The 25,260-nt window shown below is 57.5% G+C and carries 22 protein-coding genes and 1 riboswitch; of the genes, 18 read left to right on the top strand and 4 right to left on the bottom strand.

Annotated elements, in window-relative coordinates; all coding sequences use genetic code 11:
- The first annotated feature begins 83 nt into the window (after positions 1-83).
- From murB to AAC060_RS14255, 13 genes are all read left to right on the top strand, one after another.
- Entirely contained in the window at positions 84-980 is an 897-nt protein-coding gene (gene murB, locus AAC060_RS14315; protein WP_339827375.1) for a UDP-N-acetylmuramate dehydrogenase, read from the top strand.
- Complete coding sequence (locus AAC060_RS14310; RefSeq protein WP_339827373.1) at positions 977-1,909, top strand: D-alanine--D-alanine ligase; 933 nt, start codon at positions 977-979, stop codon at positions 1,907-1,909. The genes murB and AAC060_RS14310 overlap by 4 nt, the downstream gene beginning before the upstream one ends.
- On the top strand, positions 1,906-2,787 hold the full coding sequence (locus tag AAC060_RS14305) for an FtsQ-type POTRA domain-containing protein (RefSeq protein ID WP_339827370.1): 882 nt from the start codon (positions 1,906-1,908) through the stop codon (positions 2,785-2,787). Before AAC060_RS14310 ends, AAC060_RS14305 begins: the two co-directional genes overlap by 4 nt.
- A 57-nt stretch (positions 2,788-2,844) precedes the next feature.
- Complete coding sequence (gene ftsA / locus AAC060_RS14300; protein ID WP_339827367.1) at positions 2,845-4,104, top strand: cell division protein FtsA; 1,260 nt, start codon at positions 2,845-2,847, stop codon at positions 4,102-4,104.
- 105 nt (positions 4,105-4,209) lie between these two features.
- Positions 4,210-5,757 carry a cell division protein FtsZ gene (ftsZ, locus tag AAC060_RS14295; RefSeq protein WP_339827365.1) on the top strand — a complete coding sequence of 516 codons (1,548 nt, stop codon included), beginning with the start codon at positions 4,210-4,212 and terminating at the stop codon, positions 5,755-5,757.
- A gap of 134 nt (positions 5,758-5,891) precedes the next feature.
- Complete coding sequence (locus tag AAC060_RS14290; RefSeq protein ID WP_339827363.1) at positions 5,892-7,706, top strand: SPOR domain-containing protein; 1,815 nt, start codon at positions 5,892-5,894, stop codon at positions 7,704-7,706.
- Complete coding sequence (locus AAC060_RS14285) at positions 7,703-8,863, top strand: deoxyguanosinetriphosphate triphosphohydrolase (RefSeq protein WP_339827361.1); 1,161 nt, start codon at positions 7,703-7,705, stop codon at positions 8,861-8,863. The genes AAC060_RS14290 and AAC060_RS14285 overlap by 4 nt, the downstream gene beginning before the upstream one ends.
- 123 nt (positions 8,864-8,986) lie before the next feature.
- On the top strand, positions 8,987-9,646 hold the full coding sequence (locus tag AAC060_RS14280) for an NAD(P)H-binding protein (protein ID WP_339827359.1): 660 nt from the start codon (positions 8,987-8,989) through the stop codon (positions 9,644-9,646).
- A gap of 227 nt (positions 9,647-9,873) precedes the next feature.
- Positions 9,874-9,975, top strand: a riboswitch (glycine riboswitch).
- Between the two features lie 161 nt (positions 9,976-10,136).
- Positions 10,137-11,279: a glycine cleavage system aminomethyltransferase GcvT gene (gcvT, locus tag AAC060_RS14275; RefSeq protein ID WP_339827357.1), complete on the top strand. Its 1,143-nt coding sequence runs from the start codon at positions 10,137-10,139 to the stop codon at positions 11,277-11,279.
- A gap of 23 nt (positions 11,280-11,302) precedes the next feature.
- A complete protein-coding gene (gene gcvH, locus AAC060_RS14270) occupies positions 11,303-11,674 on the top strand; it encodes a glycine cleavage system protein GcvH (protein ID WP_339694272.1) in 372 nt (123 codons plus the stop codon).
- 146 nt (positions 11,675-11,820) lie between these two features.
- On the top strand, positions 11,821-13,179 hold the full coding sequence (gene gcvPA / locus AAC060_RS14265; RefSeq protein WP_339827355.1) for an aminomethyl-transferring glycine dehydrogenase subunit GcvPA: 1,359 nt from the start codon (positions 11,821-11,823) through the stop codon (positions 13,177-13,179).
- On the top strand, positions 13,176-14,759 hold the full coding sequence (gcvPB, locus tag AAC060_RS14260; RefSeq protein WP_339827354.1) for an aminomethyl-transferring glycine dehydrogenase subunit GcvPB: 1,584 nt from the start codon (positions 13,176-13,178) through the stop codon (positions 14,757-14,759). The genes gcvPA and gcvPB overlap by 4 nt, the downstream gene beginning before the upstream one ends.
- 125 nt (positions 14,760-14,884) lie before the next feature.
- The gene (locus tag AAC060_RS14255; RefSeq protein WP_339827352.1) at positions 14,885-15,862 is read left to right on the top strand and encodes a bile acid:sodium symporter family protein; all 978 of its coding nucleotides are present in this window, start codon (positions 14,885-14,887) and stop codon (positions 15,860-15,862) included.
- Here AAC060_RS14255 and AAC060_RS14250 read toward each other — a convergent pair.
- Positions 15,859-16,347 (bottom strand): isoprenylcysteine carboxylmethyltransferase family protein, encoded by a 489-nt coding sequence (locus AAC060_RS14250; RefSeq protein ID WP_339827350.1) that lies wholly within the window; start codon positions 16,345-16,347, stop codon positions 15,859-15,861. The two genes, AAC060_RS14255 and AAC060_RS14250, sit on opposite strands and share 4 nt — an antisense overlap.
- 209 nt (positions 16,348-16,556) lie before the next feature.
- Here AAC060_RS14250 and AAC060_RS14245 point away from each other — a divergent pair, with 209 nt between their 5' ends.
- From AAC060_RS14245 to AAC060_RS14230, 4 genes are all read left to right on the top strand, one after another.
- Positions 16,557-17,372, top strand: coding sequence for an SDR family NAD(P)-dependent oxidoreductase (locus AAC060_RS14245; protein ID WP_339827348.1), 816 nt, complete (start codon positions 16,557-16,559; stop codon positions 17,370-17,372).
- A 22-nt stretch (positions 17,373-17,394) separates the two neighbouring features.
- Positions 17,395-18,036: a DUF938 domain-containing protein gene (locus AAC060_RS14240; protein WP_339827346.1), complete on the top strand. Its 642-nt coding sequence runs from the start codon at positions 17,395-17,397 to the stop codon at positions 18,034-18,036.
- 93 nt (positions 18,037-18,129) lie between these two features.
- Positions 18,130-19,704, top strand: coding sequence for a long-chain-fatty-acid--CoA ligase (locus AAC060_RS14235; protein ID WP_339827344.1), 1,575 nt, complete (start codon positions 18,130-18,132; stop codon positions 19,702-19,704).
- 130 nt (positions 19,705-19,834) lie between these two features.
- On the top strand, positions 19,835-20,260 hold the full coding sequence (locus AAC060_RS14230; RefSeq protein WP_339827341.1) for a PaaI family thioesterase: 426 nt from the start codon (positions 19,835-19,837) through the stop codon (positions 20,258-20,260).
- Positions 20,261-20,362: 102 nt separating this feature from the next.
- Here AAC060_RS14230 and AAC060_RS14225 read toward each other — a convergent pair whose 3' ends face one another.
- Positions 20,363-21,703 (bottom strand): alkyl sulfatase dimerization domain-containing protein, encoded by a 1,341-nt coding sequence (locus tag AAC060_RS14225; RefSeq protein ID WP_339827338.1) that lies wholly within the window; start codon positions 21,701-21,703, stop codon positions 20,363-20,365.
- A gap of 171 nt (positions 21,704-21,874) precedes the next feature.
- Positions 21,875-22,786 (bottom strand): LysR family transcriptional regulator, encoded by a 912-nt coding sequence (locus AAC060_RS14220; protein WP_339827336.1) that lies wholly within the window; start codon positions 22,784-22,786, stop codon positions 21,875-21,877.
- Positions 22,787-23,441: 655 nt separating this feature from the next.
- On the opposite strand from AAC060_RS14220, the gene AAC060_RS14215 reads away from it, so the two are divergent.
- Positions 23,442-23,804, top strand: coding sequence for a teicoplanin resistance protein VanZ (locus AAC060_RS14215; RefSeq protein ID WP_339827333.1), 363 nt, complete (start codon positions 23,442-23,444; stop codon positions 23,802-23,804).
- A gap of 33 nt (positions 23,805-23,837) precedes the next feature.
- Here the strand turns inward: AAC060_RS14215 and AAC060_RS14210 are convergent, their stop codons facing one another.
- Positions 23,838-25,196: an MBL fold metallo-hydrolase gene (locus AAC060_RS14210; protein WP_339827331.1), complete on the bottom strand. Its 1,359-nt coding sequence runs from the start codon at positions 25,194-25,196 to the stop codon at positions 23,838-23,840.
- Between the last annotated feature and the right edge of the window lie 64 nt (positions 25,197-25,260).

Here is a 25,260-nt window from a genome sequence, read left to right as displayed (position 1 = left end):
AGCCTGTCGAAGGACACCTCAAGACGAGAAGTGCACTTCGACAAGCTCAGTGCGAACGGTTTTTCGTACCGGAAGCTGCTCTTATGAGTGCCGTTGCTACCATGCCCGTTACCCGCGGCAAGCTGACCGAAGGCGCTGCTCTGGCCCCGCTTGTCTGGTTCAAGAGCGGTGGCGCGGCAGAATGGCTGTTCGAGCCGAAAGATATTGACGATCTGCAACAGTTCCTCCGCGACCTTGATCCGGCGATAACGGTCTGGCCGCTCGGGCTGGGATCCAACCTGATCATCCGCGACGGCGGCATTGACGGCGTCGTGATCCGGCTGGGCAAGGCTTTCGCTGGCATCGAAGCGGACGGGATGACCTTGCGCTGCGGCGCAGGCGCGCCCGGCATTTCGGCAGCGAGCAAGGCCCGTGACACTGGCATCGCCGGGATGGAATTTCTGCGCGGGATACCGGGCACAATTGGCGGCGCGGTGCGGATGAACGCCGGCGCTTATGGCCGCGAAGTCTGTGACATATTGGTGAGCGCGGATGTGATCCTGCGCAACGGCGATCTGGTCACGCTCCCTCTGGCCGATATGGGCTATACCTATCGCCATTCCGCTTTGCCGGAGGGAGCGATCGTTGTGAGCGCGACCTTCCAGGGTGAAAGCGGTGACCCCGAAATTATCGGCGCTGAAATGAAGCGTATAGCCGAAGAGCGCGAAGCCTCGCAGCCGCTGCGCTCAAAGACCGGCGGCTCGACGTTTAAAAATCCCGAGGGGCACAAGGCCTGGCAGCTGGTCGATGAAGCCGGTTGCCGTGGCTTGCAAATCGGGCAGGCGCAGGTTTCGGAAAAACACTGCAACTTTTTGATAAACCTCGGCGGCGCAACTTCTGCCGATATCGAAGCGCTCGGCGATGAAGTCCGCAAGCGTGTCAAAGCCCATTCGGGCGTAGAATTACAATGGGAAATCCAGCGCGTGGGGGATGAAGCATGAGCGGCAATGACAAAAAGAACCTCCACGTAGCCGTTCTGATGGGTGGCTGGTCCGCCGAACGCGAGGTGTCGCTGAGCAGCGGTAATGGTGTCGCGGACGCGCTGGAGAAAAACGGCCATCAGGTAACCCGCGTCGATATGGACCGCAATGTTGCGCAGGTGTTGGCTGCCATCCGGCCCGATGTTGTGTTCAACGCTTTGCACGGCGTGCCGGGGGAAGACGGCAGCGTTCAGGGGATGCTCGATCTGATGCAGATTCCCTATACCCATAGCGGGCTAGCGACCTCGGTCATCGCGATCGACAAGGAATTGACCAAGCAGCAGCTGGTCCCCGCCGGCATCCCGATGCCCGCCGGTACCGTCGTTTCCAGTGCCAGCCTTTACGAAGCCGACCCGCTGCCTCGCCCCTATGTTCTGAAACCGGTCAACGAAGGCTCCTCCGTCGGCGTAGCGATCGTCACCGATGACAGCAATTACGGCAATCCGATCGGCCGCGATGTCTCCGGTCCGTGGCAGGAATTTGACGAGCTGCTGGCCGAGCCTTTCATCAAGGGCCGCGAACTGACCACGGCGGTGGTTGGTGGCAAGGCGCTTTGCGTGACCGAGTTGAAAACCGCGCAGGGCTTCTACGATTATGCCGCGAAATATACAGAGGGGCTGACCCAGCACGTCTGTCCCGCCGAAATTCCGGCAGATATCGAGAAATTGTGCCTCGACTATGCCCTGCGCGCCCATCAGGTCCTGGGCTGCAAGGGAACCTCGCGCACCGATTTTCGCTGGGATGACGAGCAGGGCGCGGCCGGCCTGTTCGTGCTGGAAACCAACACCCAGCCCGGCATGACCCCGCTCAGCCTCGTCCCCGAGCAGGCAAAGCAGATGGGGATCAGCTATGAGCAACTGGTCGAATTGATTGTGAGAGAAGCGTTATGACAGCAACCCGGAAACGCACCAATCGGCAGGTCAAGGGCAAGCCGCGCAAACAGGCGAAACGCAAGGTCCGGCAGGTCTCGATCTTCGACAAGATTTTGCGTGCGATGCCGGTGACCGAAGAACAGGTACAAAAGGGTCTGACCTGGGGGCTGGTGGCGGTGTTCATTCTCGGCGCCTATAGCGTTGCCCATTATTCCGGCATCAACGAACGGATCAAGACCGAGGTCGCCGCTGCGGTCGGCAACGCCGGCTTTGAAGTGAAGCGGGTCGAAGTCAGCGGCGTCAACCGGATCGACGAACTGAAAGTCTATGAAATCACCCTGGCGCAGAAAGACCGGTCGATGATGCTGGTCGATATCGACGCGGTGCGCGAAGACCTGTTATCCAATGGCTGGATCAAGGACGCCCGGATTTCCCGCCGACTGCCCGATACTTTGGTTGTGGATATAGTCGAACGCGAACCGGTTGCGGTCTGGCAAAATCAGGGCCAGCTCTCGCTGATCGACAATACCGGCTATCCGCTGGCAGAGATCAGCAAGGAAGAAATCCCCAACCTGCCGGTGATTGTCGGCAAGAAAGCCAATCTGAAATTTACCCAGCTGGACTCGCTGCTCGATGTAGCGCCTGCGCTGCGCCCGATGGTGACGGGCGCGACCTGGATCGGGAATCGGCGCTGGGATCTGGAATTTGACAGCGGCGAGACGCTGGCTCTGCCGGAAGGCGAAGAAACTGCCTCGGCCGCGTTGTTGAATTTTGCGCGGATGGACGGCGTCAATCGGTTGCTTGGGCGCGGGGTCGTACATTTTGACTTGCGCGATGCCGAACGCGCCTATTTGCGGATGCCGCCGAAATTGGCTGCGGCTGATCCGGACAGTTGATCGGTTGCATTATTGATGGCGTGGTGACGATATTAATCGGGGTGAAGGATTAGACAAATGGCAGCACGGGTAGAGAAAATCTTCACAGCACTGGATATCGGTTCGTCCAAGATATCCGCGATGATTGCCGGGCGGATGGACAATGGCGAACTGACGGTTCTTGGCACTGGCCAGCGCGCCAGCAAGGGCGTGAAGCGTGGCTATATCGCCGATACCGAGACGACCGAACTGGATGTCCGGGACGCCGTCGAACAGGCAGAGCGTATCGCCGGGACCAATATTGACGACGTCTGGGTCAGCTTCTCCGCCGGCGGCCTGCAGAGCATGCTGACCTCGGTCGAAACCGAACTGGGCGGTCACCGGATCGAGCAGGAAGATATCGATCTGCTGCTCGACGCCGGGCGCGCCAGCATCGATCCCAAGGGCAAGATGGTGCTGCACGCTCAGCCGGCTCTCTACACGCTCGATGGCCTGAACGGTGTCAAGAAACCGAAAGGCCTGCACGCCGATCGTCTTGGCGTGGATATCCATGTCATTCTCGCGGAAGGTTCACCGGTCCGCAATATCGATATGAGCGTCCGCGGCGCGCATCTGAACGTGAAATCGATCGTCGCTTCGCCGATCGCCGCCGGAACCGCCTGTCTTTCGAAGGAAGAGCGCGAGCTTGGCGTTGCGCTGGTCGAACTGGGCGCGGAGGTGACCAATGTCTCGCTGTTCGCTGGCGGGATGCTGGTCGGTTTGATGACGCTACCCTATGGCGCCGCCGATATCACCGACGATATTGCTTCCTCCTTTGGTTTGCGGCGTGCGCAGGCCGAGCGGATCAAATGTTTCTATGGTTCGGCAACCACCAGTCCTCGGGACAATCACGATGTTATCAATCTTGATCTGGAGAAAGGCGCTGAACATAGCGACGAGGACGGACGGATCACCCGCGCGCAGCTGATTTCGGTCATCCGGCAGCGGCTGGATCATCTGATCGGAGAAATCGGGCGGTCGCTGAAGGAACTCGGCTTTACCGGTCCGGTTGGCCGGCAGGTTGTGCTGACGGGTGGCGGGGCTGAACTCAAGGGCATCGCCGATTATGCCCAGTCCGCTTTGGGTCGCACTGTGCGCATCGGCCGACCGACCGGATTGAGCGCTCTTCCCGAAGCACATAGCGGGCCTGCTTTCGCCGGACTCGCGGGGCTGGCGCTCTATGCATCGCAGGACCCGGTTGATCTGCGCTCCATGTCGGGAAGCCATCAAAAAGTTTACAAATATGGCGGATCGGCGGTGATCGGGCGTTTGATGTCGGCGATCCGTGGAAATTTTTAGTAAACCGACAAAATAAATTAAGTTTTCGGGTGATTCTCACAGAAAATTTGTGCAAAGCGTTAACGAAATGTGACAGCATGACAATATGTCGCGGGAGACAATAAGATGAGTATCAATATTGGCCCACCGGAAGTCGAAGAACTGAAACCGAAAATTGCGGTTATCGGAGTCGGCGGAGCCGGGGGCAACGCCATTGCCAACATGATTGCGGCGCAGGTCGAGGGTGTCGATTTCATCGTCACCAACACCGACGCGCAATCGCTAAACAGTTCGACTGCCGAACGGCGTATCCAGCTTGGCCCTGATATCACACAGGGCCTGGGTGCGGGATCGCGCCCCGAGGTTGGCCGTGCAGCTGCCGAAGAAACCATCGATCTGGTCGAACAGGCGCTGGAAGGCACGCATATGTGCTTCATCGCAGCTGGCATGGGCGGCGGTACCGGTACCGGTGCTGCTCCGGTGATTGCCAAAGCGGCACGCGACCGCGGCATATTGACCGTCGGCGTGGTGACCAAGCCGTTTACGTTTGAAGGCACACGCCGGATGAAGTCGGCTGAAGCCGGCATCGAGGAATTGCAGAAGAACGTCGATACATTGATCGTCATTCCGAACCAGAACCTGTTTCTGGTCGCAAACCCGAACACGACCTTCAAGGAAGCGTTTCTGCTTGCTGACGAAGTCCTGCAACAGGGTGTTCGCGGTATCACCGATTTGATGGTCATGCCTGGCCTGATCAACCTCGACTTTGCCGACGTGCGCAGCGTGATGCACGAAATGGGCAAGGCGATGATGGGGACTGGCGAAGCCGAAGGCGACGGACGTGCGCTCGAAGCAGCCGAAAAAGCCATCGCCAACCCTCTGCTTGACGGCGTCTCGATGCAGGGTGCCAAGGGCGTTATTGTTTCGATCACTGGTGGCGAAGATATGCGTCTGATGGAAGTCGACGAGGCAGCCAATCATATTCGCGAACTGGTCGACCCGGATGCGAATATCATCTGGGGCAGTGCATTTAACCCGAATCTGGACGGACGTATCCGTGTTTCGGTTGTCGCCACCGGAATCGATAGTGAGGGCAGCAGGTCTTCCTCCGCGCCGGTTGCGTCCTTCGCTATGGGCAATCCAGCGCCCAAATCGGAAGATATTCCAGTGTCGCCCAGCTTCGCTTCGTCGATTGCTAGCGCCGATGACGCAGAAGAGGCCGCTCAGGAAGCCGAAATCGCCTCCATGCCGGTGCCCGACTCAGATGCCGAGCCGGAAATTGAACAGGAAGTCGAGCCAGCAACATCCCATCGCCCTGTCGCGACATATGGCGATGATGACGAGGAAGAATTTGCAGAAGACACGGGCGCAACGCCATCTTTTGCTTCGCTCACACCAGGTATGGCTGCCGCAAAGCAGGTACCGGATGACGAGGATGAACTGGTGCTCGGTGATGACGCCATCCAGGTCTACGATGATGAAGAAGTCAGTTCGTCCACCCCTCCACCGCCGCCGGCACCACGGGTTGCTTCGGGTGGCGGTACGTTGTTCGAACGGATGTCCAATCTGACAAGAGGTGGATCAAAGGCGGATGAAGACGACGGTGGCGACGATGATAAAGCTTCCGATCCACTCGACATTCCGCGGTTTTTGAACCGGCAGAATAACCAATAAATTCGCGTTCGGTTGACGCCGATTTATATGCTGATGGGGTGGCATGAGGGAGTTTGTCTTTCGCGTGCCACCATTGGTCTTGCTAGGCTTCGGGAGCGATTGATTTCATGCACAATCGTTCCTTTATGCGTCCTGTGAAACATAAATTTAAAATCTTGCTGGCGATGTCGGCTGCGCTGGTCGCAACGAGCGTTCCACTGCTGCCGGCGGTCGCGCAATATAGCAACCAGGCCGATTCCGATGACCTTCAGGACGCGTTGCGCCGTATCGCGAGTGATTCCAACGATTCCTCTGCTCTGGCAGACGCCGGGCTGGCGGCGCTCAAGCTGGGCGACATGCGCGCGGCGATCGGTTTCCTCGCCAAAGCGGATCAGATCTATTCCTCAAGCGGCAGGGTTAAGGCCGGTCTCGGCAGAGCGTTGCTGGCCGAGGAAAATCCACTGGGTGCGATCCGTTATTTCAACCAGGCAGTGGACAATGGTATTCCGGCGCGCGAAATCGCTGCCGATCGTGGCCTCGCCTATGATCTTGTTGGCCGGAACCGCGATGCCCAGAAAGACTATGAACTGGCGATGCGCTATGGAGCCACCGAAGAGCTGACCGAGCGCTATGCCGTATCGCTGGGGATCAGCGGTGATGTTGAAGGGGCGGACGCGCAGCTCAGCCCTCTGCTTCAGAAAAGCGACCGTGAAGCATGGCGCAACCGGGCGTTTATCTATGCCATGAACGGCAAGAAAAAAGACGCGGAAAATATAATCGAGCAAACCATGGAAAAGCGGATGGCGAAAGCCATCAAGCCGTTTTTTGACCGGATGCCCAAGCTGACAGCGGCGCAGAAGGCCGCAGCCGTCCATTTCGGCCATTTCCCAGCCAGTGAAAATATCGGGGTTGATGTGGCCGCGGTTCAAATGGCGTCCAATTTGGCAGCCAAGGGCGGTGACGGCGCGGATGCCGGACTGATCCCAGTCGGACCGGCACTTGGCGCAGATGTGGATCGTCCCCGTGTGCTTGCCATGCCTGACAAGTCACCGCGCCGTCGTCCCGGGACGACAGACCGGAAAATAACCGACAAGAAGGCAAGTAAACGCTCGAAAAAGAACGAAGTGGTTGTCTTGTCCCGCACAGATTTACCAGCCCCGGCAGGGACCGCCTCCGGTCGGGCGGCCACATTTTCAAGCGCGGCACCGACGCCTGTGAAGAGTGAGTCGATACCCGCGAAAAGCCCTCCAGAACCGGTAAATATTGCCGAAAGCCAAGCGGCGGTGAAAACACCTGCCCCCGGTTTTCAAACCACTCTTGGCGTTAGTCAGTCCCCAGCGCTGGTGTCGCAGACTGTCGAACGCAAGGTCGAGATTGCCGGTCGTGCTCCGGTTTCCCGGTCACCGGTCCAGCCGGTTGCGGCCGGCCCGTCCCGGAACGAAACGGGCGTGTCAACGCCGGAGAATCTGATCAATTTCGATCTCGCCCAAACGCCGTCTGCACCCGTGGAATTGGCCGCTGCCGAACCGGCGAGGAGGCCGCTTTCCGACATCATCAATGGCATTGCTATTCCGGAGCAGGAAAAAAAGGCCGGTGTGGTGCCGGTTGATCTCGACGAGATCGAACCCGCCAAGCCACAGCCCAAGATTGTCGCCAAACCGGTCGAGAAAGCTCCGGTCAAGCCGAAGGAAGCAGCGCATCCGAAACGCTACTGGGTGCAGATTGCCACGGGTTCCAATCTCGATGCGCTGAAATTTGACTATCGCCGTATGACCAAGAAGCAGCCGGAACTGTTCAAGAGCCAGAAGGCCTGGACCTCGCCCTGGGGCCAGACCCGACGGCTGGTGGTCGGACCGTTTGACGATTTCAAGGCGGCAAAGGCCTTCGAAGCGGATTTGCGCAAAGACGGCGGCGACGGTTTTGCCTGGGCCAGTGCCGATGGTGTCGAGGTCAACGAGCTGACCAAATGAGCCAGTTGAAAATTTATGCCAGTGACCCGGCCAATAGCCGGGGCCGGTTGCACGATGAAAAGCGCGATGTCACCCGCGGACCGCGCGATGATTTCCAGCGCGACCGCGACCGGATCATCCACAGCATCTCCTTCCGCCGCTTGCGCCACAAGACCCAGGTTTTTGTTGCGCCCGATGGCGACCATTACAGGGTCCGGCTAACCCATAGTCTGGAAGTCGCGCAGATCGGCCGGACGATGGCGCGGGCACTCGGCCTGAACGAGGACCTGACCGAAGCGCTCTGTCTCGCCCATGATATCGGGCATCCACCTTTCGGTCACGCCGGGGAAGATGCGCTGCAGGAAGCTCTGGCCGAATATGGCGGGTTCGATCATAACGCGCAGACGATCCGGACGCTGACCAGGCTCGAAACGCCTTATCCGCGGTGGAACGGGCTTAACCTGACATGGGAAATGCTGGAAGGTCTCGCCAAGCATAACGGACCAGTGGGCAAACCGACATGGGCGCTGGCTGAAGTCAATGACGCGATGGACCTCGACCTGCATAGCTGGCCATCGCTGGAGGCGCAGATCGCGGCGATTGCCGATGATATCGCCTATGACAATCATGATATTGATGACGGAATGCGGGCGGGCCTGCTGACGCTCGATCAATTGCTCGAACTGCCGTTCATTGCCGAGCGGTGGCAGATGATTTGCGACCGCTTTTCCGACGTGCCGCAGGACCGGTTATTACCGGAACTGATCCGGGACCAGATCGGATTGATGGCTAATGACGTATTGGAAACCACACAGGCGCGTATTGACGAGCTGGGTGTGAAAACTCCCGATGACGTGCGCCAGGCAGGCCAGATGATCGGGGGATTTTCCAGCGCTATGGCCGAGAAGGAGCGGGTGCTCAAAAAGTTCATGTACAAGAATCTTTACCATCACCCCAAGCAGACGGGCGCGGCGGAAGAAGGCAAGATGATGGTTGGTGATCTGGTGAAAGCCTATCGCGAGCAGCCGAATCTGATGCCGGAAAGCTGGGCCTCGGCCTTGCCCCTGGAAGAACCGGACCGAATCCGCCATATCGCCGATTTTCTCGCGGGGATGACGGATCGTTATGCACGCAACCGGCACCGGGAGATATTCGGCGAGCGGGCAGTTCAAAGCTGATTCCGTCACCCCAGTGAAGGCTGGGGCCCAACCCGATCAAACGATTCCCGCAAACTTTGTTTTGGATAGCAGCCTTCGCTGCTATGACGGCTTATCGATAGCAAGCTTTTGGGGATAATAGACATGGCCGATAAAGTCCTGATCGTCGGAGCTACCGGCCTGATCGGTGGTCTGTTGACCCGCAAGCTGGTCGCACAGGGGCTGGGAAACAAGCTCCACCTGCTGCTCCGGCGGCCGTATCGCGAGGACGTCGGCAAGGCAAAAGTCCACGTCCAGCTGCAGGAAAACTGGCCAGCCACGATTGCCAAGATCAAGCCGAATGTCGTGATATCCTGCCTCGGATCGACGATGAAGAAGGCGGGGTCGAAGGAAGAATTTGCCGCGGTGGACCGCGATCTCGTCGGCGCGGTGGCAGCGGCGGCCAAGGCGGCGGGCGCGAAACAGTTTATTGCAGTCTCGTCAACCATGGCGGACAGCAGCGCTTCCAGCTTCTATCTGAAGACCAAGGGTGAGGCTGAGGACTTGATGCGCGCCCAGAAATTCGACCGTCTCAATATCATCCGTCCCGGCCTGCTGCGCGGAGAACGGACCAATGAAAGTCGCATCGGTGAAAGCCTCGCCATCGCCGCCAGCCCGATTATGGATCTTTTATTGCACGGAAAATTCCGTCGCTACCGTTCGATCCTCGCCAGCGACGTTGCGGATGCGATTGTTGCGCTGATGGCGGAAAGTGCTGCCGGGCAATTTGTGCACGAGAATGACGCGATCTGGGAGCTGGTTTGAGGGCAGGGCTGGCACTCAAAGCACCAAATCCAGACCAGTCTGTCGCCCCAGCGAAGGCTGGGGCCTGATCCGCTTGTGGTTTAACTCCCGGATTCTGTCTGGATCCCAGCCTACGCTGGGATGACGTTGTGATTTATTCCGCACCGCACAACAGAATCGTTGACTCCTTCCGCGCGCTGTTCCACTCATAAAACTGCTTTTTGATCGGCGCTCTCGGGCAAGGATCATGAGATGTTGCGGGAGAGCGTTTTTCTGTCCCACAAGACCGAGAAGCCGCCGAAGGAGCAACCGCCCCGGAAACTCTCAGGCGAACGGACCGCAACCGTCTCACAAGCACTCTGGAAAGAGTCCGTCATGGCTTTAGCAATGGTGGGCCACCGAAGGGGTAAGTGACGGGCTGGTCCCGGCATGAAACTCTCAGGTTCCGTGACAGAGGGGGCAGTTTTGCAGGGCTTTGCTGCGAGCTGTCTTTTGTCTGAGCGGAATAGATATGAGTGAAAATAACGAAAATCTGAAACAATTGCCACTGGGCGACTGGCATCGCGGCCTCGGCGCGCGGATGGTGCCGTTTGCGGGCTATGAAATGCCGGTGCAATATGAAGGCGTGATGGCCGAACATATCTGGACCCGGACCGAAGCGGGTCTGTTCGATGTGTCTCACATGGGTCAGCTGCAACTGATCGGCGAGGGCGCCGCTGATGCGCTGGAGCGGATTACGCCAGGCAATCTGTCGGCATTGGCTGCGGGCAAGATCCGTTATACTTTGCTGCTCGCACAGGATGGCGGGATATTGGACGACCTGATGGTCACCAACACCGGCCATAATCTCTATCTGGTGGTCAATGGCGCGACCAAGCATGATGATATCGTCTATATGTGTGAGCAGCTGCCGGACAGCGTGACGCTCAACCATCTCGAAGATGCGGCGCTCCTGGCGCTGCAGGGCCCCAAGGCTGCAACCGCTCTGGCGAAGCTTGGTATCGATCCGTTCGAACCCGACTGGCCAAAGCCGACCGATCTCTATTTCATGGAAGCGGGTCCGTTTCTGTGGCGCGGTATCCCGCTCGGGATCAGTCGTTCCGGCTATACCGGCGAAGACGGGTTTGAAATCAGCGTGCCGTCCGAACATGCCGAGACGCTCGCTTCGGCATTGATGGAGCTGGAAGAAGTGCGGCCGATTGGTCTGGGCGCGCGCGACAGTTTGCGGCTGGAGGCGGGATTGCCGCTCTATGGCCATGACATGGGCCCTGACTTGTTGCCGGTCGAAGCGAATCTCAGTTTTGCGTTGTCCAAGCTACGGCGCGAAGAGGGTAATTTCGCCGGAGCGGAACGCGTGCTCGCGCAATATCCGGACAAGGCCGCAAAAAAACGGGTCGGACTTTTCGTCGACGGTCGGCAGCCCGTTCGCGAAGGCGCAACGATTGTTGATGATGCCGGTGTGGCCATCGGTACGGTGACCAGCGGCGGTTTTTCGCCGACGTTACAGCGCCCCATTGCGATGGCTTATGTCCCGATGGACCTGTCTGAAACCGGAACTGCCATTACTGTCGAACAGCGCGGTAAAAAAATTGCTTGCACCGTAGCGGATATGCCTTTTGTAAAGCATCACTATCACCGCAAACCCAAGCAATAGATTGACAGGAAGAGGAAACGAGCATGAGCCGATATTATACCGATGAACATGAATGGGTCGATGTCGAAGGCGACACCGCGACCGTCGGGATTACCGACTATGCACAGGAACAGCTGGGCGACATTGTATTTGTCGAAGTGCCGGATGTCGGCACGGAACTGGGCCAGGGGGACGATGCCGCAGTGGTGGAATCGGTCAAGGCCGCGTCCGACGTCTATGCGGCGGTCTCCGGCGAAGTGATCGAAGTGAATGAAATGCTGGAAGACGAGCCCGGTCTGGTCAATTCATCGGCCGAAGAAGACGGCTGGTTCTTCCGCCTGACCCTGTCGGACAAGGACGAGCTTGACGATCTGATGGACGAGAAAGCCTATAAGGCGTTCGTCGACGGCTTGTGATTATTTTCCCCTCCTCTTCAGAGGAGGGGATCAACGGGTGGGGCTTGTCCTCACCCGCAAATTTGGAAACTGGCATCGATCCAGCCTCCTCATAACCGACCTCTTTCCCCTCCCTAAAAAGGGAGGGGTGTTAGTAAGGAAAGAAAATGCGTTATCTCCCGCTGACTCCCGACGACCGGCAATCCATGCTGGCCACTATCGGCGCGCAATCGGTCGATGATCTGTTTGTCGATGTGCCAGAGGAAGCACGGCTGACCGGACCGATCGACGGACTGCCGATGCACGCGGGCGAGATGGCGGTGGAAGCGCATATGAAGGGACTGGCGCGCAAGAATCACGCCGCTGGCGATATGCCCTTCTTCCTCGGGGCAGGGGCCTATCGCCACCATGTCCCGGCCAGCGTCGACCATATCATCCAGCGCGGCGAATTTCTTACCGCTTATACGCCTTATCAGCCCGAGATCGCGCAAGGCACGTTGCAGACATTGTTCGAATTCCAGACCCAGGTCGCGCGTCTGTTCGGCGTTGATGTCGCCAATGCCTCGATGTATGACGGCTCGACCGCATGCTGGGAAGCCATCACCATGGCGCGCCGGATCACCAAGCGCGGCAAGGCCATACTCTCGTCGGGCCTGCATCCGCATTATGTTTCGGTCGCCAAGACCATGGCGCGCTTCACCAAAGATGATTTGGCTTATCAGGCCCCGAGTCTTGAAGCCGCGACCGATGGCCAGAGCCTGCTCGACCAGATCGATGACGAAACCAGCTGCGTAGTCGTTCAATATCCCGATATATTGGGCCGTATCGACGACCTTTCCGCGCTCGCGGAAAAAGCGCACCAGCATAAAGCGTTGCTGGTTGCTGTTGTGACGGAACCTGTCGCTCTTGGCGCGATCAAATCGCCGGGTGAAATGGACGCGGATATTGTCGTAGGCGAAGGCCAGTCATTGGGCGTCGGTCTGCAATTTGGCGGCCCCTATGTTGGACTGTTCGGCTGCAAGCAGAAATATGTCCGGCAGATGCCTGGCCGGCTCTGCGGGGAGACCGTCGACGCCGAAGGCAAGCGCGGTTTTGTGCTGACGCTTTCCACCCGTGAGCAGCATATCCGTCGCGAGAAAGCGACGTCGAATATCTGCACCAACAGCGGACTTTGCGCGCTCGCGTTCACCGCGCATATGACCTTGCTCGGTGAAAAAGGTCTGCGCGAACTGGCGATGCTCAATCACAAGAAAGCGGTGCAAGCGGCGGACCGGCTGTCGAAAATTCCGGGCGTGAAACTATTGAATGACAGTTTTTTCAACGAGTTCACGCTGGTTCTTGATGCAGATTCCCGACCTATTGTCCGGCAGCTTGCCGATCAGAGAATATTGGCCGGTGTCTCGCTCGGTCGCCTGTATCCGGAAGAGAAAAATCTCGCTCACGGCTTGCTTGTCGCAGTGACGGAAACATCAACCGATGGAGAAATCGAAGCGCTGGCGACGGCTCTTGAAGGAGCCCTGTCATGAACATGCTCGCCGAAGGACGCCCGACCAAACAGGAAGCCGATTTGATCATGCCCGACCAGAATAGCGTCACCACCCACACCGGCAACCGCGCCTTGATGGTGGACGAACCGCTGATTTTTGAAATCGGGTCTTCGGACCGCAGCGGCGTTGATCTGCCCGAAGCACCGGCTGTCGAAAGCCGTCTCGGTGGTCTCGAACGCGAAGCGCCGATCGCCATTCCCGGCTTGTCCGAAGGCGAAATGATGCGTCATTATACACGGCTTAGCCGCCAGAATTATGCCATCGACGTTGGCCTGTTCCCGCTTGGTAGCTGCACAATGAAGCACAATCCGCGGCTCAACGAGAAAATGGCGCGGCTCAAGGGTTTTGCCGATATCCATCCGTTGCAGCCGGTGGAAAGCGTGCAGGGTGCCCTGGAATTGATTCACGAACTGGCAGAATGGCTGAAGCTGCTGACCGGTATGCCAGCGGTCGCAATGTCGCCAAAAGCAGGCGCGCATGGCGAGCTGTGCGGCATATTGGCGATCCGCTCAGCGCTGGAAGCGCGCGGCGATGCCCGTGAAGTGATATTGGTGCCGGAAAGCGCCCACGGCACCAATCCTGCGACGGCGGCCTTTGCCGGTTACAAAGTGGAGAATATTCCCGCCAATAAAGATGGCCGGGTCGATCTGGAAGCGCTCAAGGCGCGGCTTGGTCCCGATGTTGCCGGTGTCATGATCACCAATCCCAATACTTGCGGCCTGTTCGAACCGGACATGAAGGCGATTTCCGACGCGGTGCACGCCGCCGGTGGTCTGGTCTATTGCGACGGAGCCAATTTCAACGCGATTGTCGGCCGAGTCCGGCCCGGCGATCTCGGTGTGGACGCCATGCATATCAACCTGCACAAGACCTTCTCGACGCCGCATGGCGGCGGCGGTCCCGGTTCCGGTCCGGTGGTCTTTTCCGAAGCGCTGGCGCCTTATGCGCCGCTACCGATTGTCGAGAAAACGGACAATGGCCATTTCCGTCTGGTCGAGGAAGAAACGGCCGACGAGCATCACAGCAACAGCTTTGGCCGGATGGTCGCCTTCCACGGCCAGATGGGCATGTTCACCCGTGCGCTGGCCTATATGCTCAGCCACGGTGCCGATGGCCTGAAGCAGGTGTCCGAAGACGCCGTGCTCAACGCCAATTATATCCTGCGCAGCCTTGAAGGCGTGCTCGATGCGCCGTTCGCGAAGAGCGGGCCCTGCATGCATGAAGCCCTGTTCTCGGACAAAGGCTTTACCAACGATTTGTCGACGCTCGATCTCGCCAAGGGCATGATCGACGAGGGCTATCATCCGATGACCATGTATTTCCCCTTGGTGGTACACGGTGCGATGCTGGTCGAGCCGACCGAGACCGAGAGCAAGGCCGCGATCGACCAGTTTATCGGTGCATTCCGCTCGGTGGCCGAGCGTGCCAAGGCAGGCGACGAACTGCTGAAATCCGCGCCCTATTTCGCCCCCCGTCGCCGGCTGGATGAAACGCAAGCCGCTCGCAAACCGATATTGGTGTGGACGGAACCGGAGGAATTTGCTCAAGCTGCGGAATAAAGGGCAAAAATTGCTGTAATTTACCGTTGCTCTGTTCGTCCTGAGCCTGTCGAAGGACAGTTTCCGGTCGATGGAGGCACTTCGACAAGCTCAGTGCAAACGGTAAAACCGGGGGGGAGAGAGCTTTGATCCATCGTCTGACCAACCTGTTTGCCTTGTGGACAGTTTTGGGGACAGTCTGGGCATGGTTTGTACCCGATCATTTTCTATGGGTCGTTGATGGCCGCTTCCGTCCGTTTGGCCAGCCTCTGGTCAGCGTGTTGCTGGGACTGGTGATGCTCGGCATGGGTCTGACCCTGTCGTTCGAAGATTTCAAGCGGATCACCAAAATCCCGAGATGCGTGGCAACCGGTGTCATATTGCAATTCACCGTGATGCCTTTTGCCGGTATTTTCCTCGCTACGATATTCGGGCTGGAAACCGGTCTCGCGGTTGGCCTGATCCTGGTTTCCTGTTGCCCGGGTGGTACGGCGTCCAATGTCGTGGCCTATCTCGCCAATGCCAATCTGGCGCTGTCGGTGACGATGACCATGGCCTCGACCCTGATCGCGGTTATCGCAACGCCGCTGCTCACCGGTTTGCTGGCCGGGAAATATGTCGAGATCGACCAGTGGAGCCTGTTCATCAACATGGTCTCGATCGTATTACTGCCGGTGATCGCGGGCGTCCTGATCAACCGCTATCTGCCCAGGACGACGGAGAAGCTCGCCGTTATTTCCCCGCTCGTATCGGTGATCGTCGTCGTGCTGATCATCGGCGGGATTATCGCCAACAGCAAGGCGCTGATCGAAGCGCATTTCGGCGTGCTGATGCTGGCGATATTCTTGCTCCATGTCTTCGGCTTCGGTCTCGGCTATCTGATCACCAGGGCCATGGGTCTCGGGGTGGCAGAACGCCGGACGATCAGTATTGAAGTCGGTATGCAGAACAGCGGTCTCGGTTCCAGCCTAGCATCCACGCCCACTTTCGCCGCGCAATTTGCCACCCCGATGCAGGCAGCCCTCGCGCCGGTCCCCGCCGCAATCTCCGCTGTCTATCATGTGGTTATCGGCAGTTTTCTGGCTGCCATCTGGCGGCGCCAGCCGATCGGCGACGCGGACTAGACCCAGCGGCGAACCCTGGCCTTATAATCGAGATATTCGTCGCCAAATTTTGCTGTCAGATAGCGTTCTTCGCGCGCGATCACCTGTGTGCGGATGACCAGGATTGCCACCGGCAACAGGATCATGGCCCAGCTGCTACGAAACCATAAGACAAGGCCGAGGTATAGCAGCGCCATGCCCAGATACATCGGATTGCGGGTAAAGCGGTAGATGCCGGTGCTGACGATCTGGTTGCTGTGCTTCCATGGCTCGAGATTATTGCCCAGTTTTCTAAAACGGCTGGTTCCGGCCAGCATTACAAAGATACCGGATAAGAGGGCAATCCCCCCGGCCGCCATGATCAAGGGAGACACCGGAATGAAGTCCGGTAGCCGGTCGCTCAGATGGTCGAGCAACATTCCGGTCAGCAGAAAACCGACAAAGACCAGCGGTGGCGGAAATCTGACCTGCGCGCTGTCTTCTTCGGGGCGGAAAAATTTCATCATCAGCCAAGATGATATCGCAAAACCGTCGGACAGGCAAACTCTTGAACGTAGCGATTGTGCCCTCAAAACTACCGGCGCAAAAACTGTGAAGAAGAAACCCCGAACCATATAATCTCGGCAATCCGGACCATAAGACTGGCATTACCGCTCCATGGTCGGCAATAAGCCTTCAAATTCCTTCCGCCAATATCCTTTCGAAAGCATATATTATGAAAATCGACAGCAGCAGCGTAGCCTTCATCACCGGCGGAGCTGCGGGTATCGGGCTTGGCATCGCCAAAGCCTTTGCCAAGCGCGGCGCGAAATTGATGCTCGCCGATATCGATCAGTCCACGCTCGATGCTGCTGCAGAAACGTTGCGAGCCGATGGGGCTGATGTGGCAACCGTGGTTTGCGATGTGGCAGACGAAGCGCAAATGCGCGCGGCTGCGCAGGCGACCATCGACCGTTTCGGTAAAGTCCATATCGTGGTCAATAATGCCGGCGTTGCGCTGGGCGGCACGACCGGCGACATCGATCTGAAAGACTGGCGCTGGATCGTCGATATCAATCTGATGGGTGTGGTGCACGGCGTGGAAATATTCACGCCGCTGATGAAAAGCCACGGGGAGGGCGGTCATTTCATCAACACCGCATCGCTGGCGGGCCACATCGCTGGTCCGGGCATGGCGCCCTATCACGCGACAAAATTCGCGGTCGTCGGCTATTCCGAAGCCATGCAACAGGAACTGGCTCCCGCCGATATCGGGGTCAGCGTATTGTGTCCCGCATGGGTTAAAACCAACATCCACCGTAGCGGCTTTAACAAGCCGACCGGCGGTGGGAATGAAGAAGATCCGAAGTTCAAGGAAATGAGCAAGGTGATCGATGGCGGTCTCGATCCTGCCGATCTGGGCGAGTGGACGGCGACTTGCGTCGAGGACAATCGCCTGTATATTTTCTCCCATCCGGAGTTCGCTGTGGGCATCGATATGCGCTATGCGGCAGTGAAGGCCGACTATGACGCAGTTCCGTTCGGCAAATGACAAAGAATAGCAGGTTCTAGCAATGGCTGATTCCAAACCCTGGACGATCGACGACGCTGCCCTTGGCGAACAGCGGCATGCCCCGGCAACGCTCCGCAACCGCGATGCTATTGTGGCGGTATTACGCGACATCCTGCCCGATCAGGGAATCGTGCTGGAAATCGCCAGCGGCACCGGCGAACATGCTGTCTATTTTGGTCGGACTTTTCCCAATCTGACCTTCCAGCCCAGCGACCCCGATCCGGCATGCTGCGAATCTATCGCCGCGTGGACCAAGCGCGAAGCGGTGTCGAATATCCTGCCGCCGAAACAGCTCGATGCGCAGGCCGCAGAATGGGACGTGGAGAACGCGGCGGCGATCCTGTGCATCAACATGGTCCATATCAGCCCGTGGGAATCCAGCATCGGTCTGATGGAAAAGGCGGGAAGACTCCTCAATCCGGGCGCGCCTTTCTACCTCTATGGTCCCTATCTGCGCGATGGCGTCGAAACCGCACCGGGCAATCTCGCCTTCGAACGCAGCCTCAAGAGCCGCAATCTCCGCTGGGGTCTGCGCGATGTTGCCGATATGGACGCGCTGGCGGCGCGCAACGGCTTTGCCCGTGAGAGCCTGGTCGAGATGCCGGCTAATAATATATCACTGGTCTATCGGAAAACAACCTAGCCCTTCCTCTTTAGAGGAGGGGCAAACACCGTTCCTCTTGCCATGCCTTAATCGCCCGATTAACAAGGGCGCAAAATAGCAAGGAGCGGGCAAATGACAGAGACACGACGTTGCATGGGGTCTTCCATCGCCCATTGGGCTGCGAATACCCCCGATAATATCGCGATTGATGATCCCGACGGTCTCGTCAGCTATGCCGAACTCGACAAACGGGTCACCGCTTATGCGCAGGCCTTTGCCGGCGCGGGACTGGCCAAGGGCGACCGCATATGCTGGCTGGGCAAGAACAGCGGGCTCTATTTCACCCTGTTCGCCGCGGCCAGTCGTGCCGGCATGGTCATCGCGCCGATCGGCTGGCGTCTCGCTACGCCGGAAGTCGCCTATGTTCTGAAAGACACAAAGGCGCCGTTGCTGATCTGCGAATCGGAATTTGCCGAGATCGCAAAAAATGCGGCGCAACAGTCGCCCGCTGCCAAGGTGATAATCTGCACAGAGTCTGGCACCGATCTGCCAAATCTGGCCGATTTTGTCGCCAACACCACGCCCGGTGATCTTACCCAATGCGACCCGGTGGAAGGCGTGCTGCAACTCTACACCTCTGGTACCACCGGCAATCCCAAGGGCGCGGTGCTGTCCAGCGACAATCTGTTCAAGCTGCGGCCGTTGATCGAGGATCATCCGGATCATGCCTGGATTGATCTGAAATCGGGCGACAGCACGCTTGCGGTCATGCCCTGCGCGCATATTGCTGGTTCCGGCATCGGCCCGATCGCCTTTTACAACGGCGCGACGATGATGGTCATTCCCGAATTTCACCCCGACAGCGTGCTCGATTGCATCGACAAGGGGCTCAACCAGTTCTTCCTCGTGCCGACCGCGCTGCAGATGCTGGTCAACTGGCCGCGCGCCAAGGATACCGATTTTTCCAGTGTCCGTTCCATCACATATGGCGCTGCGCCGATCCCGCTGGAACTGCTGCGCCAGTGTATGCAGACCATGCCGAAGGCGCTGTTCTGTCAGCAATATGGCATGACCGAGACGACGGGTACCATCTGCATCCTGCCGCCCGAGGATCATGATCCCGACGGCAACGAACGGATGCGCGGTATCGGTATCGCACTGCCCAGCGTCGAATTGAAAATCGTCGACGAAAATCGTCAGGAAGTTCCGCCCGGCACGATCGGAGAAATCGCCACACGATCCGGCCTCAACATGTTGCATTATTACGATAATCCGGAGAAGACCGCCGAGACGGTCGACGCCGACGGCTGGCTCTACACCGGCGACGCGGCTGTGATGGATGAAGACGGCTATTTCTATATCAAGGACCGGGTCAAGGACATGATTATCTCCGGCGGCGAGAATGTCTATCCGGCGGAAGTCGAGAACGCGATCTTCGGTCACCCGCAGGTCAATGAAGTCGCGGTCATCGGCATCCCCGACGCCAAATGGGGCGAAGCGGTCAAAGCGGTCGTCTCACCAAAACCGGACGCCGGTGAGATCGACACCGACAGTGTCATCGCCTGGGCTCGCGAACGGATCGCCGGTTTCAAGGTGCCGAAAACGGTCGACGTGATTGCGGAACTGCCAAGAAACGCCAGCGGCAAGATCCTGCGCCGCGAACTGCGCGCGCCTTATTGGGAAGGCAATGATCGCGGCGTGAACTGAGGGGCGCTTGCAGACGGGGGGGGCAGTCAATGCTTCCTTTGGGCAAACGCTCTCAATCAATCGACTCCATAACTTAACCTTGTTCGGGACAATGGAGCGTCGTCATCAACGGTCGACGCGGAATATATTTATGAAAAACAAAGAAAAAATAATCGAAGAGAGCAATCGAAACGGCCCCAAGTTTATCCGGTTGCTGGGCGGAAAGCTGGTTGATATCGATGCCGACAAATGCGCCTGCACATTCGAATTTGATATCGGCAAAGATTATTGCCATTCGATCGATATCGTCCAGGGCGGCTTTGTCACCGCTATGCTGGATGCTGCCATGAGCCACGCCCTGTTCCTGCACGATCCGGATATTGTCGGCCTGTCATCGCTGGAAATAAAGACCACATATCTGGAACCGACCCGGGCTGGAAAGTTACGGGTTGAGGGCTGGGCGATCAAGCAAGGCTATAAAATCGTCTTCATGGAAGGCCATGTTTACAACGAAGATAATGTGTTGACGGCGACAGCCAGTACGGTCAGCAAAATATCAAGAGCGCCCAAGGGCTGAACGAGCTGTCTTGGCCTGAACGTTGACGAACATTGCCCTACAAAACCCGCACCATTGAATGAGCGCAGATTGACCCTCCTATGCGGGGTCAATTACGCCCGCTTATTCCTCGAGCGCTTTTCGTGATTGCCGAATGCCATATCCCAACCAGCCCGCTTCGTTAAAATTGGCGGAGTTCTTGTGCAGCTTCTCCAATATTTTTAACCGGACGGCCCAGGCGGGTTTGTACTTGGGGTCAACCGACAACACGCTTTCCGCCAGTGACAAGGCGGACAGATCCTCGCCCTTGCCGAACAGCGCTTCTGCCTGTGCGACAACAGCATCGGGACCGCCCGCCATCTTGACCAGACTGACATTGGATGCATTGGGCTTGATCGACAATATCGAAGAGGGGTTGCCGTCGAACCAGCCGGCATAGCCGTCATATATGCCGCGGACCGTCCATTTCACCGTGCCATATTGTTCGGGCAGGGCGAGCTCTTCTGGAAGCTTTATTTCCTCCATCAGGCTGTAAACATCTTTGCCCGCGTTCATTCCGGCGACGGTCGCATCATGGACATAAAGAATCGCATCGCGATATCTGGTCAGCGCGGCGCGAACCGCGTCGGCGCCCTTGATCGCTTCGCCGTGGCTCGGGATCATGATCTCGGCGTCGAGCTGCAGAACGTCTTCGATCGACCGGACATAGTCGAGCGCCCAACGCGGTTTGGTGCCGCGCAGCGTGTAGATATTGGGAAAGGATTCATAAATCAGGTCGCCAATGAACACGGTGCTTTTTTCCGGAATCCAGACGGTCAGCGCATCCAGAGTCTCCGCCGGGGCGCTCTCGACGACGAAAGTCAGTCCGCCGAGACGAAACTCATATTTGTCATCGAACAGGATGGTCGCGGGAATGTCTGCCTCGAAATTGCCCGGATAGGTATCGCCGACGTCTGGCTTGGCGATGTCGAGCCCGAATTGGGCCGAGTTGCGGAGGGCGAAAAAACCCGAAAGGCGCTTTTGATAATGGAGAAACTCGACCGAGTTTTCTTGCGCGATTACCTGCGTGTTTTTGCCGCGCCAGAGCGGGATGCCGCCAACATGATCACCATGAGCGTGGGTCGCAATAATATATGTCGGAACCTTGTTGCTGACTGCGTCGAGCAGCGTCTTGTGACCCGCAGCATTTTGCGGCAATGATGTGTCGATGACCACATTGCCTTCGTCTGTCACGACGAGGAAGCTGTTCCCGAAACCGGTGGCCTGAAATATACCGTCGGTAATTTGCAGGGCTTCGGTCTGGGTCGATTTCTGTTGCAGCGATAAAGTGTCGCCGCTCGCGCTTTTGATCGAGACCGTGTCGAGATCATTGGAGCCCGGTGCCGGATCATCCTGTGCTGCTGATTGCGTGGAACTCAGGCCTAGCGCGGATAATGCCAATATAGCTGCCAGCGTAATTTTCACAATATGATCTCCCATGACCGGTCGTCGGATTTTTTATGGCTTGCCACTGCAAGTCCATTGCATTTTGTGCATATCCGTTCCTGTCTACGTATATTGCTGAGCAGGGCCTAGTCCAGCCTTATCAGGATTTAGCCGTTCATCTTGTATCTCATTGAAACCGGCGGACTGTGTTCAGGCCGCCCGTACCACCGACAGACGGGAAGAGCTGCGGGCAAGCGAGAGCTGGATTTGCTCGACAACAAAATCGATGAGCGCGCGAATATGCGGCTGCCGGCGTGCCTCGTCCGTCGTCACGATCCAGCCCGGCATGGTCAGCTCGGCAATCGGTGGCAGCAGCCTGACCAGACCTCTCGTGTCGTCTCCTATCAGGCAGGGAAGGATCGAAGCGCCAACACCAGAGCGTACGCTCGCAATGATACTTGAAAGTGTATTGGCCCGATGCGCGATTTCCGCGTCCGGAAAACTTTCCGTCATCCAGCGACCGATCTTCCCTTCCTGATCCATCGACATGATTAGCGGATATCTGGTCACGGCTGCCAGATTGTCGGGCATGCCCAGTTTCATCACCAATTTCTCATGCGCGTAGAATGTCTCCTGCATATCGATCAGATGCCGCACGATCAGCATCTCCTCTGTCGGCTTTGCGCCAAATCGAAGCGCGACGTCACATTCTCCGCGCGTGATGTCCAGGTTCTGATCCGATGTCAGTATCTCCAGTCTCAAGTCAGGATAACGGGCGCGGAGCAGGCCCAGCGTCGGGATAATCCAGGCGTTGGCAGCAGATTCGACCGTCGTCAGTCGTACCGTGCCAGCGACGCGGCGAGCCTCTGCGGCTATGCTGTGCGAGAAGGACAGGATAGCTGCCTCGACCGATTCCGCTGCGGGCAAAACCGATTCTCCGCGCGGGGTGAGGGTATAACCGGAAGGCTTGCGCACAAACAGTTTGACCCCGATCATGGCTTCGAGCGCAGTAACGCGGCGGGATATCGTTGACTGACTGACAGCGAGATGTTTCGCTGCCGCAAGCGTGCTGCCGGTTCGGGCGACAGCCAGGAAATAACGCAAGTCGTTCCAGTCCAACATGGCCAATTCTCTTCAAGAACCCGAGGCTATGCGTTCCTGCATAACATATTTGCAGGACTGGTGTTAGCACCTCGATCCGGACCGGTGTAATTGGAGCTCAGGACGGCGGGTTGATCCACCGTTCGAATCGAAACCCCAAATCCTGGAGACGTGAAATGACCAAGTTCAACACCGTCGCTCTGATCGGCGCATTTTTCGCTACGGTAACGAGTTTTTCCCTGGCCCTCGCATCGTTCCCGATGACGGTTCTGACCGTATAACCGGGACACGCAGAATGGCGCGGCGAGCATGAGCCATCCCCCGATTTAGGCCCGTCGCACCAGATAATATTATTGGAAAGGAAAATGTCATGTCTAACGATCGCGCAACCTATATCTCTGCATTGCTAGGATTTGTCACGACCAGCGTGCTGATCATTGTGACGCATAATCTGATCAATGTGTAATCTGATCAATGTGCAGAATTTTGTGTGATAAAAACGAGTGGATCGGTGAACCGGCCATAAGGCTATGGGCGCCGATCCTATATATATAATCTGGCGGATAATATCCTGCCTCCCACAGCGATCAGGCACAGGGTGCGGCGCTGGTCACAGGTCATATTTTGATCTAGCGGTTAACGGATCGGTCATGTCCGGCCAGCTAGGTAATCCCCGATGAAGACCCAGAAAATATTTCGTATCCTGTTTTGGCTGCTGCTCGGCATCATCCTCGCGATATCGATCATGCCTGCGGCAGAAGCGCCGACGGTTTTTGCCTATGACAAGCTCAACCACGGGCTTGCATTTTTCACCCTGTCGCTGATGGCGCGGCTTCTGTGGGCGCGTACAAATGCCGCGCTCCTGTTCGTTCTGCTGATGGTCTTCGGCGGCGGCATAGAGCTTCTGCAATGGTCCATGGGATTAGGACGCGATGCCGACTGGATGGATTTCGCCGCGGACATTGTTGCCATTCTGCTTGGCATATTGGCTGGAAAACTGTTCTGGAGCATCAGAGGCAAGAATTCGGTGACGGAATAAAATCCGGGAATTATCTGCCGTAAACACAGTCTCCTATTTCTCCTCTTGGGACGCTTTCCAGGCGCCCATCGAGCCCAGATAGATGTCGAGTTTTCCAAATCCCCGACTGGCCAGCCAACCCGCTGCTATGGTCGCACGCATTCCGCTGGCGCACATCAGGGTATAATGACGCGACTTGTCGAGCTCTTTCCACCGTTCATTCAATTCGCCGACATAGATATGCTGGGACCCGTCGATTGAGGCTTCGCTGCGTTCATCCGCATCACGCACGTCGAGCAAAGTCCAGTTGCTGCGATCTTCTTCCAGACGCCTTCTCGCCTCGTCTGTCTTGATCATCGGGATTTGCGCGAGGCTTTTTCCTGCGGCCGCGGCCGGAACGAGGCCGGTATATCCGCCAACGATATTGTCGATCGCGATACGAACCAGATGTTCCGTTGCGCTGGCAAGCTGGCTTTCGTCCGAACCGATCAGCAATATGCTGTCTTCCTCGCCGATGAACCATCCGGCAAATGCCGGTATCATGTCGACCGGCAAACTCATCGATCCCGGAAAATGACCGGAAGCATATGCCATGGGATCACGGATATCTACCAAACGGGTAACTGAACATTCGTCCAGTTCCGACAGGCTGAGGTTTTTCGGCCGTCGCACCCGCGGTGCAGGATCGCCACCTTCCAGATTAAGGCGTTCCATCAACCGGAAATAAGGGGGCTGATAATGGTTCTCGTTGATCTTCGCGTCGATAAATTCATCCCGACTTTTGATTTGCAGCCGCGGATTGTTTCTCCGTTCGTGCCCGACCGTCGAAAATTCCCGTTCGGCCATTCCCGACCCGCAAACCGATCCCGCACCATGGGCAGGATAGATCATCGCCTGATCGCCGAGCGCCAGAATTTTCTGCAGAGAATCAAACAATAGTCCGGCCACTTCCCGTTTGCGATCCGGGTAGAAATCGGTGCGGCCGACATCTCCCACGAACAGCGCGTCTCCGGTGAATACGCCGACAGCACCGTCAGGATATTCGCGGTCATAAAGCGCAAAGGCGATATGATCGTCCGTATGGCCGGGGGTTTCGATGATCTCGATCACCAGCTGCCCGATGTCGAAACGGTCGCCTTCACGGGCGGTCTTCGCATAAAGAACGTCACCCGCCGGATTGGGACCATGATATACCGTGGCGCCTGTCATGCTTGCCAATATCGGCGCGCCGGAAACCAGATCTTCGTTGCGATGGGTCTCGAAGATATGGGTGATCTCGAGTCCTTCGGCGCGCGCCGTCTCGAGATAAATATCGCAGTCTCGTCTGGGATCGATGACGGCTGCCTTGCCGCCGGAACCGACCAGATAGGAAAGATGGGACAGCCCGGGTGTCTTGATTTTTTCTAGCAGCATGATTTTTCCTCGCTTCCATTTAACTACACGGAAACGTGTCGGGAGTTCCGTGGCTATGCGGTCG

The sequence above is a fragment of the uncultured Parasphingorhabdus sp. genome, assembly GCF_963975555.1.
GTDB lineage: Bacteria > Pseudomonadota > Alphaproteobacteria > Sphingomonadales > Sphingomonadaceae > Parasphingorhabdus.
This window is presented reverse-complemented; position numbering and strand designations above follow the sequence as displayed.